General features: G+C 69.0%; 18 protein-coding genes and 1 tRNA gene. 11 read left to right on the top strand and 8 right to left on the bottom strand.

Annotated elements, in window-relative coordinates; translation table 11 throughout:
* The 3 genes from IF46_RS0102140 to IF46_RS0102130 all read right to left on the bottom strand — a co-directional run bounded on the left by IF46_RS0102140 (position 1) and on the right by IF46_RS0102130 (position 1,785).
* The gene (locus tag IF46_RS0102140; RefSeq protein WP_030486543.1) at positions 1 to 582 is read right to left on the bottom strand and encodes a DNA-3-methyladenine glycosylase I; all 582 of its coding nucleotides are present in this window, start codon (positions 580 to 582) and stop codon (positions 1 to 3) included.
* Between the two features lie 79 nt (positions 583 to 661).
* Entirely contained in the window at positions 662 to 1,159 is a 498-nt protein-coding gene (locus tag IF46_RS0102135; protein WP_030486542.1) for an SRPBCC family protein, read from the bottom strand.
* Positions 1,156 to 1,785 carry a DivIVA domain-containing protein gene (locus IF46_RS0102130; protein ID WP_030486541.1) on the bottom strand — a complete coding sequence of 210 codons (630 nt, stop codon included), beginning with the start codon at positions 1,783 to 1,785 and terminating at the stop codon, positions 1,156 to 1,158. Before IF46_RS0102130 ends, IF46_RS0102135 begins: the two co-directional genes overlap by 4 nt.
* 157 nt (positions 1,786 to 1,942) lie before the next feature.
* On the opposite strand from IF46_RS0102130, the gene folP reads away from it, so the two are divergent.
* Positions 1,943 to 2,812: a dihydropteroate synthase gene (gene folP / locus IF46_RS0102125; RefSeq protein ID WP_030486540.1), complete on the top strand. Its 870-nt coding sequence runs from the start codon at positions 1,943 to 1,945 to the stop codon at positions 2,810 to 2,812.
* Positions 2,813 to 2,818: 6 nt separating this feature from the next.
* Here the strand turns inward: folP and ndhC are convergent, their stop codons facing one another.
* On the bottom strand, positions 2,819 to 3,196 hold the full coding sequence (ndhC, locus tag IF46_RS0102120; protein ID WP_030486539.1) for an NADH-quinone oxidoreductase subunit A: 378 nt from the start codon (positions 3,194 to 3,196) through the stop codon (positions 2,819 to 2,821).
* Positions 3,197 to 3,326: 130 nt separating this feature from the next.
* On the opposite strand from ndhC, the gene IF46_RS0102115 reads away from it, so the two are divergent.
* From IF46_RS0102115 to IF46_RS0102105, 3 genes are all read left to right on the top strand, one after another.
* Positions 3,327 to 4,808, top strand: coding sequence for a hypothetical protein (locus tag IF46_RS0102115; RefSeq protein ID WP_051723576.1), 1,482 nt, complete (start codon positions 3,327 to 3,329; stop codon positions 4,806 to 4,808).
* 246 nt (positions 4,809 to 5,054) lie between these two features.
* On the top strand, positions 5,055 to 6,902 hold the full coding sequence (locus IF46_RS0102110; protein ID WP_030486537.1) for a 2-oxoacid:acceptor oxidoreductase subunit alpha: 1,848 nt from the start codon (positions 5,055 to 5,057) through the stop codon (positions 6,900 to 6,902).
* Positions 6,895 to 7,929, top strand: a complete 1,035-nt coding sequence (locus IF46_RS0102105) for a 2-oxoacid:ferredoxin oxidoreductase subunit beta (RefSeq protein ID WP_030486536.1) — start codon at positions 6,895 to 6,897, stop codon at positions 7,927 to 7,929. The genes IF46_RS0102110 and IF46_RS0102105 overlap by 8 nt, the downstream gene beginning before the upstream one ends.
* 69 nt (positions 7,930 to 7,998) lie before the next feature.
* Here the strand turns inward: IF46_RS0102105 and IF46_RS0102100 are convergent, their stop codons facing one another.
* Positions 7,999 to 8,643: an FMN-dependent NADH-azoreductase gene (locus IF46_RS0102100; RefSeq protein WP_232233904.1), complete on the bottom strand. Its 645-nt coding sequence runs from the start codon at positions 8,641 to 8,643 to the stop codon at positions 7,999 to 8,001.
* Positions 8,644 to 8,725: 82 nt separating this feature from the next.
* Here IF46_RS0102100 and IF46_RS0102095 point away from each other — a divergent pair, with 82 nt between their 5' ends.
* A complete protein-coding gene (locus IF46_RS0102095; protein ID WP_030486534.1) occupies positions 8,726 to 9,205 on the top strand; it encodes a MarR family winged helix-turn-helix transcriptional regulator in 480 nt (159 codons plus the stop codon).
* Positions 9,206 to 9,239: 34 nt separating this feature from the next.
* On the opposite strand, the gene IF46_RS0102090 is transcribed toward IF46_RS0102095, so the two are convergent.
* Positions 9,240 to 10,253 carry a potassium channel family protein gene (locus IF46_RS0102090; protein ID WP_030486533.1) on the bottom strand — a complete coding sequence of 338 codons (1,014 nt, stop codon included), beginning with the start codon at positions 10,251 to 10,253 and terminating at the stop codon, positions 9,240 to 9,242.
* Positions 10,254 to 10,360: 107 nt separating this feature from the next.
* Between IF46_RS0102090 and IF46_RS35705 the strand changes: the two genes are divergently transcribed.
* The 4 genes from IF46_RS35705 to IF46_RS0102070 all read left to right on the top strand — a co-directional run bounded on the left by IF46_RS35705 (position 10,361) and on the right by IF46_RS0102070 (position 13,831).
* A complete protein-coding gene (locus tag IF46_RS35705; protein ID WP_030486532.1) occupies positions 10,361 to 10,858 on the top strand; it encodes a helix-turn-helix domain-containing protein in 498 nt (165 codons plus the stop codon).
* A gap of 136 nt (positions 10,859 to 10,994) precedes the next feature.
* On the top strand, positions 10,995 to 11,594 hold the full coding sequence (locus IF46_RS0102080) for a ClpP family protease (RefSeq protein ID WP_030486531.1): 600 nt from the start codon (positions 10,995 to 10,997) through the stop codon (positions 11,592 to 11,594).
* 84 nt (positions 11,595 to 11,678) lie between these two features.
* A complete protein-coding gene (locus IF46_RS33025) occupies positions 11,679 to 12,995 on the top strand; it encodes a M23 family metallopeptidase (RefSeq protein ID WP_084597723.1) in 1,317 nt (438 codons plus the stop codon).
* A 323-nt stretch (positions 12,996 to 13,318) separates the two neighbouring features.
* Positions 13,319 to 13,831, top strand: coding sequence for a hypothetical protein (locus IF46_RS0102070; protein ID WP_157562515.1), 513 nt, complete (start codon positions 13,319 to 13,321; stop codon positions 13,829 to 13,831).
* A gap of 68 nt (positions 13,832 to 13,899) precedes the next feature.
* On the opposite strand, the gene IF46_RS33020 is transcribed toward IF46_RS0102070, so the two are convergent.
* Together IF46_RS33020 and IF46_RS0102060 are read right to left on the bottom strand one after the other, a co-directional pair.
* Positions 13,900 to 14,448, bottom strand: a complete 549-nt coding sequence (locus tag IF46_RS33020) for a hypothetical protein (RefSeq protein ID WP_157562513.1) — start codon at positions 14,446 to 14,448, stop codon at positions 13,900 to 13,902.
* Positions 14,449 to 14,913: 465 nt separating this feature from the next.
* Positions 14,914 to 14,989, bottom strand: a tRNA-Arg gene (locus IF46_RS0102060).
* Positions 14,990 to 15,552: 563 nt separating this feature from the next.
* Between IF46_RS0102060 and IF46_RS33550 the strand changes: the two genes are divergently transcribed.
* On the top strand, positions 15,553 to 16,704 hold the full coding sequence (locus tag IF46_RS33550; RefSeq protein ID WP_084597722.1) for an XRE family transcriptional regulator: 1,152 nt from the start codon (positions 15,553 to 15,555) through the stop codon (positions 16,702 to 16,704).
* Positions 16,701 to 17,249 (top strand): hypothetical protein, encoded by a 549-nt coding sequence (locus IF46_RS34185; protein WP_157562511.1) that lies wholly within the window; start codon positions 16,701 to 16,703, stop codon positions 17,247 to 17,249. The genes IF46_RS33550 and IF46_RS34185 overlap by 4 nt, the downstream gene beginning before the upstream one ends.
* Positions 17,250 to 17,335: the final 86 nt, after the last annotated feature.

Raw genomic sequence — 17,335 nt, 5'->3', positions numbered from 1 at the left:
TCACGCCGCGGGTGGGCGGGTGACGTGACAGCCGACGATGTGATCGTCGACCATCCCGGTGGCCTGCATCAGGGCGTACGCGGTGGTCGGGCCGACGAACCGGAAGCCGCGCTTCTTGAGTGCCTTGGCCATCGCCGTCGACTCCGCGGTGATCGGCGCCAGCTCGGCGAACGAGGCGAGGCGAGCTGGCCGGGGCTCCGGCGCGAAGGACCAGAGCAGCGCGGACAACCCCTCCGGCAGCTCCAGCGCGGCGCGGGCGTTGGCGATCGCCGCCTCGATCTTGGCCCGGTTGCGGACGATGCCGGCGTCGGCGAGCAGCCGGGTCACGTCGGCGTCGTCGTAACGGGCGACGGTCGGGATGTGGAACTCGTCGAAGGCCAGCCGGAACGCCGGACGCTTGCGCAGGATGGTCAGCCAGGACAACCCGGACTGGAACGCCTCCAGCGTCATCCGTTCGTAGAGCGCGTCATCGCCACGTAGCGGCCGCCCCCACTCGGTGTCGTGGTAGATGGCGTAGTCGGGGGTGCTCGACCCCCAGGCGCAGCGAGCCAGCCCATCGGCGCCGATCACCAGGTCAGTCACCTCGTACACGCTAGGGCATCGGCCTGACACCCCATTGCCGCCGGTCGCCCGGCGGAGCCGCCGGCACCGGGCCGCACGGTCAGGGCAGCTGGCCCTGCTCGACCAGACGGGCGAACCGCTTCAGCGCCTGGGTGAGGCCGAGCTTGGAGCCGGGCCAGAGCACTGGCCACGCCAGCCGACCGGCCCGGCCGCCCGGCAGGTGGAACCACTCGTGCCAGACGACCTGCGTGCGGGCTTGGCCCAGCTGGGTGCAGCGCAGCACCCCCGGGCCGCGCAGCAACTGGCCGTGGTGAACCACGGCGATCTCGTACGGCTCGTCGACCCGGACCACCCGCATCTCGTCGCGCAGTGTCGCCCGGCCGAGCGCGGTCACCGCCTCGATCCGACTGCCCTCGCGTCCGTCACCCTCGACCACCCGGACCTGGGTGAACGGGATCCAGTCGGACTGACGCTCCCAGGCGAGCAACGCGGCAAAGACCCGCTCCGCCGGGGCGTTGACGATCACCGTGGCGGTCACCTCACCGGCACCGGGTTGGGCCGCCTCCCGAAGATCGTCAGCGCCCTCCGGGTCGGTCACGCCGACTCCGACCGAACCACCGCGTCGCGCTGCTCGGTGCCGTCGGCGGGCACGCCGGCGGTCTGCTCACGATCGGCCGACTCGTCGTCGGCGGGGGCGACGGCAGGCGCCACGCCGTCGGAATCCGCCGGAGACGAGGTGGCGGTGGGCAACGGGCCGGGGGCCGTCGAGCCGACCGGGGCCGAGCCCGCCTCGCCGGTCAGCGGCGCGTCCTTACCGGGCTCCGCCGGCTTGCCCGGCTCCGCCGTGTCCGCGGTGGGCACCTTGTTGGCGGACTGCTCACGGGCTTGGCGCAGCACGTCCGCGTCGTCGGTGCGTCCCTCACGCAACGCGATGACCTCCGACTCCAGTACGCCGATCAGCTCGGACTTGTATCCGATGTCGTAGGCGGCGCGACGCATCGCCTGATCGACCTGGTCCATCCGGTACCCGCGCAGCGCGGTGTCGAAACGGACCGCCCCCACATCGGGTTCGCGCAGCGGGCGGGTGCCCGGCAACGCCACGGCCTGCGAATCCGGCTCGGCCGGCACCAGGCCGGGATCACGGCCGCTGACCAGCACCGTCACACCGAATATCACCGCCGCGACGGTCAACGCCACGACCAGGAGGAGCAGAAGGTGACCCATGCACTGATCGTGGCATGGCTGCCGGCTCGGAGCGACCCCCGCCACCCACCTCGATCACGATCGCTGCCGCCGCCCGCCCGGAATCGCGGACGGACGACCGACTAGCGTCGGGACCGGCCGACGCGGCGGCGACGGCGCGAACTTCCAGGAGGCGGGCATGGCCGGGGCGCTTCGGCTCGGTGGGCACACGTTCGCCCCGGGCGAGCTGGTGGTGATGGCGATCATCAACCGCACACCGGACTCGTTCTTCGATCGGGGGGCCACCTACGCCGCGGACAGCGCTCTGCGTGCGGTGGAACGGGCGGTGGACGAGGGCGCGGCCATCATCGACATCGGCGGGGTCAAGGCCGGCCCCGGTGCGGACGTGGACGTGGCCGAGGAGATCCGGCGGACGGTGGACACCATCGCCGCCGTTCGAGCCGCGTTTCCGGAGGTGGTGATCTCCATCGACACCTGGCGTGCCGAGGTGGCGACGGAGGCCGTGGCGGCCGGAGCGGACCTGCTCAACGACACCTGGTCGGGTGCCGACCCGACGTTGGTCCGGGTGGCCGCGCAGACCGGCGCCGGCCTGGTCTGTTCACACGCCGGCGGCCTGACGCCACGGACCAGGCCGCACCGGGCCGCCTTCGCCGACGTGGTCTCCGACGTGGTCGCGACGGTGACCGGGCTCGCCGAGCGCGCGGTGGCGGCCGGGGTACGCCGGGACGGCATCCTCATCGACCCGGCGCACGACTTCGGCAAGAACACCCGGCACTCGTTGGAGATCACTCGACGTCTGGACGAGCTGACCGGGACCGGCTGGCCGGTGCTGGTGGCGCTCTCCAACAAGGACTTCATCGGTGAGACCCTGGGCCTGCCGGTGGCCGAACGGCTGGAGGGGACGCTCGCCGCGACGGCGGTCTCGGCCTGGCTGGGCGCCCGGGTCTTCCGCGCCCACCAGGTCGGCCCGACCCGTCGGGTGCTGGACATGGTGGCCTCGATCCGAGGCGACCGCCCGCCCACGGCGACCCGCCGGGGACTGGCCTGAACGCGCTCAGGTCCAGCGGAGGATGTTCCTACGCCAGGCGTAGAGAATGCCGAGCGCGAGCACCGCCACGAAGACCGCCATCTCCACCACCGTCACCAGGCCGAAGCCCGGTCGGTCGAAGACCACCGCCCAGGGGAAGAGGAACACCGCCTCGACCGCGAACAGCACGTACAGGTAGGCGTACACGTAGTAGCGGATCTGCACCTGCGCCCAGTCGGCACCGACCGGGTCGAGCCCGCACTCGTAGCTGGCCCGCTTACCAGGGGGGTCGGCCGGACGCGCGGGGCGTAACACCCGATTGGCCGAGAACGCCGTAACGAAGAAGAGAACGCTGGCGAGCAGCAGGAGCCCGAGCGTCGCGTACGAGCCCAGGTATCCGGTCACAGTCGGCAGCCTACCGTCTGCCCGGACGGGCCGTCCCAAACACGTTACGAATTTGTTTCCAGATGGGACTAGTGCGCTAGGGCAACTGTTACCGAACATTGGACACCCCACCCATGTCACCGGAGGACAGATGGCCCGCGTCAAGGCATCGCCCGGCAACCGGGCGGAGGGGCTGCGTCCCACGTCCCTGCTGGCGACGGCGTTCGCGCTCGGCCTGGTCGCGGCGCTCGCCGTGGGGCCGGCCTGGGCCGACGCGGCCACACCGGACGCGGACCCGGTCGTGACACTTACCGACCCCGCCAACGGGCCGGGAGGCGAGGAGCCCCCGACCGGCCCGGCGGAGCCCACCCCGACCGAGGTGACGGGCGGCGAGCCGGGGCCGACCGACCCGGCACCGGAGACCTCCGCGCCACCACCGGAGACGACGCCACCGGCACCGGTGACCACCGCCCCAGAGGTCCCACCGACACCGACCACGGTCGCTCCCACACCGGGCACCAGCACCCGACCGTCGAACCCAGCGCCACCCGGGCCGACGGTACGCCCGATCCCGCCGACCGCTCCGGCTCCGCCGGTCACGTCGGTCCGCCCGCCGGCACCGGGTTCGGCAGCGCCGCCGCAGAGCCCGCTGGGCGTACAGGTCAGCACCGCAGACGTGACCCTCAGCGAGGCGTACTGGAACTCGGCGAGCATGGCCGCCACCTTGCAGGTCACGGTGCACAACACCGGCACCACCGCGGAACGGATCCAACTCTCGTACACGCTGCCGGCCGGGCTGACCGACGCCGGCACTAAGGGCTGCGCCGCCGTCGGCGCTGGGGCGTACCGCTGTGGGGCCTGGACGGCCGAGGCCGGCGTACGGTTCAGCACTCTGCTCCACCTGCGAGTCGCTGGCACGGCGTGGAAGCAGATGCCGCTCAGTGGCTCCGTCCAGGTCGTCGCGGGTGCGCCGGGGGTGCCCGGGGAGGCGACCGACGACCAGGGCTTCGCGGTGCTCTTCCCACCCGGCCCGCCGGCGCCCGGGATCGCGCTCGCCGCCGACGAGGTGGTCTTCGACATCAGCGGCAGCCCCAGCACCCTCACGCTCCGGCTGGGCAACACCGGCACGGTGGACGCCGCTGGCCAGGTCGAGGTCGTCCTGCCCGCCGGGGTGACCGTGCCGACCCCACCGCTCGGCTGCGTGGCGGTCGAGGAGACGCGTACCCGCTGTGACGCCGGCCTGGTGCTGGCGGGCACGGCCGCCGAGGTGCAGCTGCCGGTGGAGGCGACGCCGCAGGCCCAGCGGGAAGCGCCGTTGTCCGGCGCCGTGGTCGGTCAACTCGATCCCCGCAGCGGCCCGGCCCGTCGGGTGCAGATGAGCTTCCGGATCACCGCGGCGGCCGCCCTGGCCACGCCGGTGGTCTCCGCGCCCGCGCCGACCGGCTCGCAGGGCGTACTCCCTGCCGGTGCCGCGACCGGAGACGGCGGGTTGACCTCGGTGCAGCGCACCGCGGTCATCCTGATCGTGGTCTCCACGCTGCTTGTGGTGCTGGCTCTGACGCTGGCCACGACCTCGCTGCGTCGCCGGTTCAGCGGCCTGGCACCCAAGCGCGCACCCCGCCCCACCGACTGATCGACGGACGGCCTGTTGGTGATCTGAATTACGGCGGGCGGGGCGTAACAGCGCAAAAAGGGGTGTTTCTCGACCCTACGTGGTCCCAGTCGGCGGACCTCCGGGGATGGTTAGGGCTCCCTTAGACGTAGGCTCTCAGGTGAGGAACGACAGCGACCGGACCAGCCTGGGGCGGTGCGGTGAAACGTTGCGTCAAGGAGGTTCCGTGGCCGGGCGAGCCCCGCAGTCGCGAACGAAGGTGGCACAGTGACCAAGCAGATCCGTCAACTCGACCGGGTGGTCATCCGGTTCGCCGGTGACTCCGGCGACGGCATGCAGCTGACCGGCGACCGGTTCACCTCGGAGACGGCGCAGCTCGGCAATGACATCTCCACGCTGCCAAACTTTCCCGCCGAGATCCGGGCTCCCGCCGGCACCCTGCCCGGCGTGTCGAGCTTCCAGGTGCACTTCGCCGACTACGACATCCTCACCCCGGGCGACGCGCCCAACGTGCTGGTGGCGATGAACCCGGCGGCCCTCAAGGCCAACCTGGCCGATCTGCCGCGCGGCGCGGACATCATCGTCAACACCGACGAGTTCACCAAGCGCAACCTCGCCAAGGTCGGTTACCAGACCAGCCCGCTGGACGACGACTCGCTGGCCGGCTACGTCGTGCACCCGGTGGCGCTGACCTCGATGACCGTCGGCGCGCTCGCCGCCCACCAGGTGTCCAAGAAGGACGCCGAGCGGTCGAAGAACATGTTCGCCCTCGGCCTGCTCTCCTGGATGTACTCGCGTCCCTACGAGTCGACGCTGCGCTTCCTGGAGACCAAGTTCGCGAAACGCCCGGAGTTGGTCGCGGCGAACGTCGCCGCCTTCAAGGCCGGCTGGAACTTCGGCGAGACCACCGAGGACTTCGCGGTCCGCTACGAGGTCAAGCCGGCGAAGATGAAGCCGGGCACGTACCGCAACATCACCGGCAACGCGGCGCTCTCCCTGGGGCTGGTCGCCGCCGGGGTCCGCTCCGGGCTGCCGGTCTTCCTCGGCGCGTACCCGATCACGCCCGCCTCGGACATCCTGCACGAGCTGAGCAAGCACAAGCGCTTCGGCGTTCTCACCGTGCAGGCCGAGGACGAGATCGCCGCCGTCGGCGCGGCGTTGGGCGCCTCCTACGGCGGGTCGCTCGGCGTCACCACCACCAGTGGCCCCGGCGTGGCGCTCAAGAGCGAGACGATCTCGCTCGCGGTGGCGCTGGAGCTGCCGCTGGTGATCGTGGACGTGCAGCGCGCCGGCCCGTCGACCGGCATGCCGACCAAGACCGAGCAGGCCGACCTCAACATGGCGCTCTACGGTCGGCACGGCGAGGCGCCGGTCGCGGTGATCGCGCCTCGGTCACCGTCGGACTGCTTCTTCGCGGCACTGGAGGCGGCCCGGATCGCGCTGACCTACCGCACCCCGGTGATCCTGCTGTCCGACAACTACGTCGCCAACGGATCGGAGCCGTGGCTGCTGCCCGACGTGGAGTCGCTGCCCGACCTGCGGGTCGAGTTCGCCACCGAGCCCAACGGCGAGGACGGCACCACCTTCCTGCCGTACCTGCGTGATCCGGAGACCCTGGCCCGGCCATGGGCGATCCCCGGCACGGCGGGCCTGGAGCACCGGATCGGCGGTCTGGAGAAGGCCGACAAGACCGGGGACATCTCCTACGACCCGGCCAACCACGACTTCATGGTGCGCACCCGGGCCGCCCGGATCGAGACGATCCCGGTGCCGGACATCGAGGTGGAGGACCCGGACGGCGACGCTCGGGTGCTGGTCCTCGGCTGGGGCTCGACGTACGGGCCGATCGGCGCGGCGTGCCGCAGTGTCCGCCAACGCGGCCTGTCCATCGCCCAGGCGCACCTGCGACACCTGGCGCCGATGCCGGCCAACCTCGGCGAGGTGCTGCGCTCGTACGACAGGGTGGTCATCCCGGAGATGAACCTGGGCCAGCTCGCCCACGTCATCCGGGCCCGATACCTGGTCGACGCGATCAGCTACAACCAGGTCCGCGGCCTGCCGTTCACGTCGGCCGAGCTGGAGACGACGCTGGAAGAGGTCCTGAAGAATGTCTGAGCCCGTCGCCCTCAAGCTCACCGCGAAGGACTTCAAGTCCGACCAGGAGGTGCGCTGGTGCCCCGGCTGCGGTGACTACGCAATCCTGGCGGCCATCCAGCAGTTCATGCCGGAGCTGAACATCCCCCGGGAGCGCACCGTCTTCGTCTCCGGGATCGGCTGCTCGTCCCGCTTCCCGTACTACATGAACACGTACGGCATGCACTCGATCCACGGCCGAGCCCCGGCGATCGCGACCGGCCTGTCGGTGTCCCGGCCGGACCTGTCGGTCTGGGTGGTGACCGGCGACGGTGACGCGCTCTCGATCGGTGGCAACCACCTGATCCACGCGCTGCGGCGCAACGTCAACCTCAAGATCCTGCTGTTCAACAACCGGATCTACGGTCTGACCAAGGGTCAGTACTCGCCCACCTCCGAGGTCGGCAAGGTCACCAAGTCGACCCCGGCCGGCTCGGCGGACGCCCCGTTCAACCCGCTCTCGCTCGCGCTCGGCGCGGAGGCCAGCTTCGTCGGCCGGACCATCGACTCCGACCGCAAGCACCTGCAGTCGGTGCTGCGGGCCGCCGCCGAGCACGAGGGTTCGGCCTTCGTGGAGATCTACCAGAACTGCAACATCTTCAACGATGGGGCGTTCGAGCAGCTCAAGGACCCGTCCACGCGGGACGACTACCTGATCCGCCTGGAGCACGGCCAGCCGATCACCTTCGGCGCTGAGGGGCAGTTCTGCGTGGTGCACCCGCCGGGCGGCTTCGGCCTGGAGGTCCGGGAGACCAGCTCGGTTCGCCCGGAGGAGATCGTCGTGCACGACGCGACGGTGACCGACCCGGCGTACGCCTTCGCGCTGTCCCGGCTGCCCGGCCTGGACCTGCGCAACACTCCGATCGGGGTGTTCCGCTCGGTGGCCCGACCGTCCTACGACAGCGTGGTGCAGAGTCAGCTCGCGGCCGCCAAGGCCAAGGTCACCGAGACCCCCGAGCAGCAGCTCGCCGGCCTGCTGGGCAGCGGCGACACCTGGACCATCCTCTGATCCATCTGTAACGACGAGAGCGGCCGCCCCCGGATCGGGGACGGCCGCTCTCGTCGTAGCGGCGCTGCCTCAGCGCTGGGCGGAGGCCGGCTGCCAGAGGTTGTCGATCTCCTTCTCGGCTGCCACGAGGCTCGCCTCGTGCAGCGGGATCAGCTCGGCCATCGCGGGGACGGCGGGCGCCAGGGTCAGCTCAGCGCTGATGAAGCGCGGTTGCATGCCGGTCATGGACAGACCGTGCGGGAGCCAAGGCTCGGCGTGGTCCCAGCCGTTGCGCGGGGTGCCCTCGCCGTAGCCGCCACCCCGGGTGGCCAGCACCACGAACTCGCGGTCGCCGAGCAGGCCCGCCTGGGTCGTCGGGTCGTACGCGAGGCCGGGCACGATCAGGTGGTCGACCCACGCCTTGACGCTGCTGGGAGCGCCGTAGTTGTAGAGCGGGAGGCCGAGCAGCACCACGTCGGCCTGCTTCACCTCGTCGACCAGGCGCTCGCTGAGCTCCCAGGATGCGCGCTGCTCCGGGGTGTGCTGGTCGGGCGGCGTCATCCGGGCCAGGCCGCCGGCCGAGTCCAGGTGCGGCAGCGGCTCGGCGCCCAGGTCACGGTAGGTCACGGTGCCATCGGGGTGGGCCGCGCGCCACGCGTCGACCGCGCGGGCGGTGAGCCGCCGGCTGACCGACCAGTCACCGCGAATGCTCGAGTCAATATGCAGCAGGTGCATTATTCCTCCTCCAAGGATCGTCTGTGCAGCACCAACTATTTATAGCAGGACGATGTTCCCTTCGATCGGTAGACTCGGTCACATGTCCGCCCCGCCGCTCGACCCCTCGGAGCACCGCTCGGGCGCGCTCCTGGACCATCTGGCCCGGCGGATGCGGCTGCGGTCGGAGTCGGTGCTGGCACCGCTCGGGCTACGCCCCCGGCACCTGGTCGCGCTGACCGTGCTGCGCGCCGGCGGCGGCACCGGTCAACAGGCGCTCGCCACCATCCTGGAAATGGACAGCACCAACATCGTCGGGCTGCTCAACGACCTGGAAGCGAAGCAGCTGATCGAGCGTCGGCGCTCACCCGAGGACCGCCGCCGGCACGTCGTCGAGCTCACCGAATTTGGGGCGAAACGCCTCAGCGAGGCCGAATGCGCCCTCGCCGGTGCCGAGGACGAGGTGCTGAGCGCACTGGACCTCACCGAGCGGGAGACGCTCTACGAGCTGCTCCGGCGAGCCTCCACCGGCACGCCGGGCAGTTGCACCGAGTCGATCTGCGCCGGCGACGACCCCTACTGAGACGCCGCCACAGCGGCGGAGCGGTCAGCCCAGGTCAGGCGGTCGTGGCCGACTGGGGGCGGTCGTCGCGTACGTGCACAAGCATGTCGCCGGTCTCGATCACCGCGCCGGCCCGGTCGGCCAGGGTGACCACCTTGCCCCGCCGCACCAGAGCGATCACCAGCGACTCCAGCTCGCGCGGCGAGCGACCCACCTCGTCCCGCTCTGCCGAGCGCATCGCCAGCGCCATGCCCTGGCCGGGAGTGAGCAGGTCCTCCACCACATCGATCAGCGGCGGAGCCGAGGTGGAGAGGCCGAGCAGCCGGCCCGCCGTGGCCGAGGAGACGATCACGTGGTGTGCGCCACTCTGCTTGAGCAGCGGGGCGTTCTCTGCCTCCCGGGCCGCCGCGATGATGCGGACCTGCCCGGCGGTGAGCTGCCGTACCGTCAGCGCGACAAGCACCGACGCGTCGTCACTGTCGGTCGCGATGATCACGGCCTTGGCGGTCTTGACGTGCGCCTCGTTCAGCACCGACGAGCGGGTCGCCGAGCCCTCGATCGCCACCAGCCCGGCGGAGGTGGCCTGCCGCAGGGCGGCGGCGCTGCGCTCCACCACCACGATCCGCGAACGGTCCAGGCCGTTCTCCAGCAGGGCGGAGACAGCGCTGCGCCCCTTGGTGCCGTAGCCGCAGATGATGACGTGGTCCTTCACGGCTCTCCTCCACCGCGACAGGCGACGGCCAGTCCGGTACTGCTCGGTCAGAACTTCCAGGGTGGTGCCGACCAGGATGATCAGGAAGAGCACTCGGGCCGGGGTGATGAAGAGGACGTTGACCAGCCGGGCCGACTGCGCGGCCGGCGTGATGTCGCCATAGCCGGTGGTCGAGAGCGACACGACCGCGTAGTAGAAGCAGTCGAGCAGGGTGAGGCCGTCCTCGTTGACATCGCGGTAGCCGTCCCGGCCCAGGTAGACCGCGGCGACCACGGCGAAGACCAGGCCCAGGGCGGCGGCGAGCCGAAGGCTCAGCGCGCTAAGTGGGCCCCGCCGTTGCGCGGGAAAATGGATCACCGTCGAACCTGCTCCCCCGCTGTCGCCTGCACGCCCACAACATAGCGGGTACGCAAACGGGCATGATGGGGGTGCCACCCGACGACGACCGCGAGAGTGAGGCCCGCATGTCGTTGCTGCGACGAGTGATCGGCGGGGTGCTGCGCCGCCACCGCCAACGTCAGGGCCGCACACTGCGTGACGTGGCCGCAGCGGCCGACGTCTCGGTGCCCTACCTGTCGGAGGTGGAGCGGGGCCGCAAGGAGGCCTCCTCGGAGGTGCTCGCGGCGATCTGCCGGGCGCTCGGCATCAGCCTCGCCGACCTGCTCGGGGAAGCCCGCGACGACATGCGCCGGGTCGAGCCCCGCCTCCCGGCCGCGCCGCGCGCCGCGCTGACCCACCTGGAGCGAGTCGACGCGGCTCGACGGGAGATCGGCAACGCCACCCTGCTGGTGGGCCCACGCACCAGTGGGTTCGTCCTGCACCACGGGTCGGGGGCGAGCGAGCCAACCCTCAGTGTCGGCACGGTGGCCTCCGCTGGTGGCTTGCGCACCGGTCCGCGTACCCCCTCGGTGGCTGACGGTGGCGCGGCCCAGGCTGGTGCGCGGCGGCTGACCGCCGCGTAGGCCGCGCCGGTTCTGCCGACGGCGGATCTGCCGGCGGCAGAATCCCTGGGCCGACCATGACCGCCGCACGCACGCTGAGGGGGCCGGCTCACCGGGCGGTCCCACCGCCCGCCGGCACTGTGGAAGGCGGCGGCACATGATCGGGTACGGCGTGCGGATGCTGGATGGCGGACAGCCATCCTTCGGTGATCATGTGTTCGAGCGGTTGTTGCGGGAGCGGATCGTCTTCCTCGGCACCGAGGTGACGGAGGAGTCGGCCAACCAGATCTGCGCGCAGATCCTGCTGCTCGCCGCCGAGGACGCCGATCGGGACATCTACCTCTACATCAACTCGCCGGGTGGCTCGGTGAGCGCGGGGATGGCGGTCTACGACACGATGCGCTACGTGCGCAACGACGTGGCGACGCTGGCGCTCGGGTTCGCCGGCTCGATGGGGCAGTTCCTGCTCTGTGCGGGTGCGGCCGGCAAGCGGTACGCGCTGCCGCACTCGCGGATCATGATGCACCAGCCGTCCGGCGGGATGGGCGGCACCGCCTCGGACATCACCATCCAGGCGGAGAACATGCTGCACGTGAAGCGCACCATGCAGGAGCTGATCTCCCAGCACAGTGGACGTAGCCTCGACGAGGTCCAGCGCGACTGGGACCGGGACCGCTGGTTCACCGCCGAGCAGGCCCGGGAGTACGGCCTCATCGACCAGGTGGTCACCCGAGCCGAACAACTGCCGACGCTCTGATCAACGTCTGGTGATCGTGGTACCGCCAGAGCACCCCACCCATTAGCCTCCGTAGATATCCTTGCGGGCGCAGAAGGAGTGGGAATGACTGACGGCTACCAACCCAACTGCTGTGGCGACGGCACGTCCACTTCCGGCGTGAGTCGCCGGGCGATGTTGCGCGCGGCGGTGCTGGGCGCGGGCGCCATCAGCACCGGTGGCCTGCTGATGCCCGAGGCCGCACAGGCGGCACCGGCGATCTACAACCCGTTCAGCGCCTACCCGATCACCGACACCTGGGAGGGCCACCTCAGCCGTGGCTCGCTCGGCGGCATCGACTTCGGGATGGGAGTGGGCACGGCGTTGCCGGCCTGCGGCGCCGGCACCATCCTGAACACCCCCAACAACGGCACCGGCGGGCACACCGTCACGATCCAGCACGCGGACGGCTACCGCAGCCAGTACCTGCACCTGTCGCAGTTCCTGCTCGCCAACGGCACCAGCGTGGGTGCCGGCACGATAGTGGGCCGCTCCGGCGGCGCGGCCGGCGCACCCGGCTCGGGCAGCTCGACCGGCCCACACCTGCACTGGCACATGATCGACCCGTCCGGCACCCGGATCAGCCCGCTGGTCTTCATCCAACAGAACCCGGCCGACCAGCCCCGTCAGGTGTTCGAGGCGGCCAGCAACGCCGGCTGGCGTGCCCTGCCGGTATCCGGCAGCACCGGTGCGGTGACCGGCACCGCGACCACCGCGATCACCCTCGGCAGCACGAAGATCCTCTACACCCTCAACGGCGGACGAATCAACGAAGCCGCCAGCAACGCCGGCTGGAACAACCTCTGGACCGGCATCCACGGCGCGCAAGGCACCGCCCTGGCCGCGGTCAACCTCGACGGGGTAAAGCTGGTCTACAACGTCGTCGACGGGTACGTGCACGAGGCCGCCAGCAACAACGGTTGGCGCAACCTCAACACCGGCATCGGTGGCGCCAGCTCGGCCTCGATCTCGGTGATCGTGCTGAACGGCGTCAAGTACATCTACAGCATCGTCGGCGGTTACGTACACGAGGCGCACAGCGCCAACGCCTGGCGGAACCTGAACACCGGCATCCCGGCCTCGGCGGTAGCGGCGATCACCCTGGGCAGCACGAAGATCCTCTACACCCTCAACGGCGGCCGGGTCTACGAGGCTGCCAGCAACGCCGGCTGGAACAACCTGTGGACCGGCATCTACGGCGCCCAGGGCACCTCGCTGGCCGCGCTCGGTGTGGGCGGGGTCAAGCACATTTACAACGTCGTCGACGGGTGGGTGCACGAGGCCGCCAGCAACAACGGCTGGCGCAATCTCAACAGCGGGGTCCGCGGGTCGCGGGCAGCCACTCTGGCGCTGGACGGGGTCAAGCTCATCTATGCGGCCTGACCGACCTATCGCTCTGCGACGTGCGGGCGTCTCGACGTTGCTACCGAGCTGAGCGCTTGCGCCAGAGCAGCAGCACGGCTGTTACCAGGTAGCCGACGCCAAGCAGCGCTGGCCTCCAGCCGGCGTCGAGTGGCCTCTCCGTAGCCCCGTTGCCCCGGTCGTCGTTCGGCCAGGAGCACCGATGTTCCCGCCATCATCTCCGATTCGACCTGGTCACGCCCTCGGGCCTGTCGTCCCACTCGGAGGCCGGCCTCCTCCTTTCAAGATCGAGTAAGGCATACTCCCTGCCGCGGACGGCCGCTCCGCTCAGCTGGAGGCTCCTCATGACCGCCCGTCTGCCTGCTTCGACAGTTGCCAACGGAGAAGGCGTTCCACCGATTTGCGCCAAACACGGGGACCCGGCCACGCGCCGCCGCCCCGTGTCGTTTCGGTCGCTTCCGCCAGCCTGGTCGTACCTTCTGATTCTCCTCGCCGTGCTGCCCTTCGCGATCGTCGCCTCGATCTTTCAGAAGCGGGTGAGAGTGCCGAACTGGCCGTTCTGTGCGAAGTGCGGACGGCTTCGGGTGCTCCGCCTGCTCAGCGGTATCGGGCTGATGCTGCTCGGTTTCGTCGGTGTGATCGGTTTTTCGGCCGTGCTGCCGCCGGAGAGCAGCGCGACCGGTGTCGTTGTCATCTTCTGCTTTCTCATGCTCTTCGCAGGCTTGGTGATCGCCGGAAGGACTGGGTGGACCACGATCGCGTCAGGATATGTGTCCATGGACGGCAGCACCTTGCATGTTCGCCGGCCGCACCCGCGCTTCGCAGAGGCGACGGCGGGACGCCCTGACCGTCCTTAGCCATCACCACTCCCCAGGCACCGCCCGATCCGGCACGAATTGGGCACGCCATGCTCGTGCTCATGACGTCAGGTGACCGGGTGCTCCAGTTGGGAACGCGCCTGCACGAAGAGGCTGTCCGGGTCGCCCGACTTCGGAAAGCCGATGAAGGCCACCATGCCAATGCTGTGGCGGTCCGCCCACGCACAGACGTCGACGTTAACGCCCTGGGTCTCGCCCTTGCCGCAGCGGGCCTCGCCTCCCATCGGGCCAGGCGGGGTGGGCTTGACATCGGACAGCCGCGGCAGAGCGGCGAAAACCTCGTCCATGGTCGCCTTCGGATTCGTCACCTTTCCGGAGACTCCGCTGGCGAGGGCCGTGTACTGCCCATCTGGAGTGGCATAGGCGGTGCCGACCGCGCTAGTCGGCTCGCCGTCGAGAAGCGCCTTGAAGCCGCCCAAGGTTTGCTGTGCCTGTTCGCGCAACTTCCGGCTCATCGACTCGGGCCAGCCGCTCAGCAGCTTCTCCGGCTTGTCGAGACGCATCGCCACAGCCGGTGAGGACGACGACCGTGCCTCCGCCGTCCGCTCCACGGTGTCGGCAGGTCGCGAACAGCCGCTCACCATCAGCACGCCCACGAGGACTCCGGCACCCACCCCCGCCGCGCGCCGTCCGGCGTTGCTCCGCCCTTGTCCCCGCATGCGTCACTTCCCTCATCTCCCGCCTTCGGGACCGCACAATATCCTGGACGATCGCCGGTGAATGCTGAGCCGGACCTCAGCGGAGCGTCGGGTTTCAGGGCAGAGCCTCAGCGCCGGTAGCCCTTGTGGTGCCGGGCGAGGGGATCCGCGGCCTCACGACCTGCGAGCGACGCACGCAAGCTGGGTGGCGGACTCGCATGGCGTTCTGGTGGCCGCTCGCCGGCTCGGCCACCCCAACGCCAGCGTGACGACCCGTCACTACGCCCGCGCTGTCGACGGCAGGGACGCTAAGGTCGCTCAGTACCTGGACGCGAGAGGGCCAAGGTAGCGAGACGATCGGGCACGCAGCGGGCATGCAAGCCCCGCAAGGCGGAACAGTGATCGCTGATCAAGCCTCTGACCTGGTGCCCCCGGCAGGATTCGAACCTGCGACACACGGTTTAGGAAACCGATGCTCTATCCCCTGAGCTACGGGGGCGCGAGACTGCGCCTACCAGGGGTGAGAGTGGAACCGCAGGTCACACGCTATCGATGCAGAGGCATCGAATAGCGCATAAGGGCCTCGAAGACGCATCCGGTGAGGCCATGGCCTCACCGGGGGCGGCCGCCGTTGCGACTTCCCACCCTGACCCACGGCGAGCTTAGAGCCCGGCCGCCAGTCACAGGGAGTTACGAACAAAAGCCAAATAGGCCGAGCTGCTGTCCGGCGCCAGATCCATGCCATCGCCGGCCTGCGAGGTCGCCCGAGGCGGGATCGGGTCGGCTGCAAGTCGAATCCGGGTTAGCGCCGGATCCACCGGGACTCTGATCGAACCGTCGACGGCCGGGCCCAAGCTCCCACCTGGAGTGCTGCTGCATGCCGACTTCCGAACCTCTACGCCGTCCATCCGCGAGGCCTGTCGGGGGCAGAGCTGGCATGGGCAACCACCTCACACCTTCGCACATCTGTACTAATCCGACAAGGCTGCACTTTATTACTTGCCTACTCGGCTTGTGCCGCGTATCGTTGCGATTTTCGCAACGCACCACTACTGTTGGTTCATGGCAGTAACTCGCGAGACGCTCGTCCAACGGGTGGCCAGGGCCATCGCCCAGGCGGGAATCAGTCAGGCCGACCTGGCCAGAAGCGTGAATATCAGCCCCTCGGCGTTGTCCCGCGCGCTCTCCGGACAACGCAACTTCAAGTCCCTCGAGATCGCGCTGATCGCCAGAGCCCTCCGCGTATCCGCCGAGTCACTCCTCACCGAGGAGGAACCGCCTGTCGTTGCTCTCGCGGCTCGAGCGCAGCCCAACTCCAATCCGGCGGTGGCAGAGGCGCTAACCCGAGTTCAACAGATCCTCGAACTGGACAACCTGCTGCATAACCTAGGATTTGAATCACGATCCTTGATTGGGTCATTCTCTAGTGACGCTCCCACCCCCCATGAGCAAGGCGAAAGGCTGGCCGAAAGACTTCGAGACGCAATTGGGATTGGCGCGGAAGATCTTCCTTACGATCTAGCCGATCTGGCCGATCTTGTAGAAAAGCGAGTCGGTGTTGACATCGGCTTCGAGTCACTGCCGGCCGGACTCGATGGCCTAAGCATCGCACGAGGAAGTTTGCGGTTGGCGATCGTCGCTAGTGGAGTATCTGCCACACGTCAGCGATTCACGCTTGCCCACGAACTGGGCCACCTAATTGCAGGCGACTCACAAGACCTACTCGTGGATGAGAACCTTTACGGGCGAAAGACCCCAGATGAGCGGCGAGCCAATGCCTTTGCGGCGGCGTTCCTGATGCCGGCCGCGTCCATGCAAGCCCATATTTCACGCGCCTTCCCAAGCGAGGAGCTGGTGGCGAGCATGCTTGGCATATACGGCGTCAGCCTGGATGCTCTTGCTTTCCGGTTGCACAACCTCAGCCTGGTCAATGCCGCGACCCGCGAGCGAATTCGGTCCATGTCGTCCAGCCGGATCGCGCTACGAAGCGGGCGAGCTGCCGACCTGCAGGCGCGCAACGACCAGCGCGTACCTGGAAACCTCCTTGTACGCGCCGCCGAGGCGTATGTCGGTGGCAAGATCAGCGTTCGCCCATTGGCCGGACTTCTGCGAGTAGATCCCGAGCAATTGCTGGACGAGCTTTCACCGCCAAAGCATGATCCGGTGGCAGGCGATTTGGAGGCGGACCTGGATACACTGGAGCCTGCGTTGTGAATGCACTAGTCGGCAACGTCTTTTTCGACACATGCACGCTCTGGAACTTCGCCGTCGTCGACAGGCTCGACCTTCTAGAAATTAGGTACGGTTGGCGAGCACGTTGGACAGAGACAGTCAGATTCGAGATCGACGAGGGGCATCGGCGCGGTGAACCACGACTCCGCCACGTCCAAGAGGCGTTATGGCTCGGTGATCCCGTAGAGGTGGAGGGAGATCGACGTGCGCTTCGGGAGATCGAGCTAATTCGCCAAGCGATGGGCGGAACTAGCGCGGACCCGCTTAAGCACCTAGGCGAGGCGGAGGTTATCTACCACCTCCAGCGCCGAGAGCCCTCAGGTATATTCATCACCGATGACAGACCCGCCTTGGATTTCGCTCTTAGACGAGGAATATTTGCTCTAGACACCTCGCAAGTGCTCGCCGAATCCTTCACCCAAGGCGAAATTGGATGCCCCGCAGCGTACGACCTTATAATAGAAATGGCAGCGCATGAGAGAGGCGTGAAGGTGCCCGCCAATCACATGGCCATCTGTCCAACCTGACAGCCCACCCTTGCGGCTCGCAGGCAGGAGCGGAGGGCAAGCGAGCGGTCTCGAACCTTAGATCTAAAGCTCAGGAATCGAAGAGG

Source organism: Micromonospora chokoriensis, assembly GCF_000718555.1.
Taxonomy (GTDB): domain Bacteria; phylum Actinomycetota; class Actinomycetes; order Mycobacteriales; family Micromonosporaceae; genus Micromonospora; species Micromonospora chokoriensis_B.
This window is presented reverse-complemented; position numbering and strand designations above follow the sequence as displayed.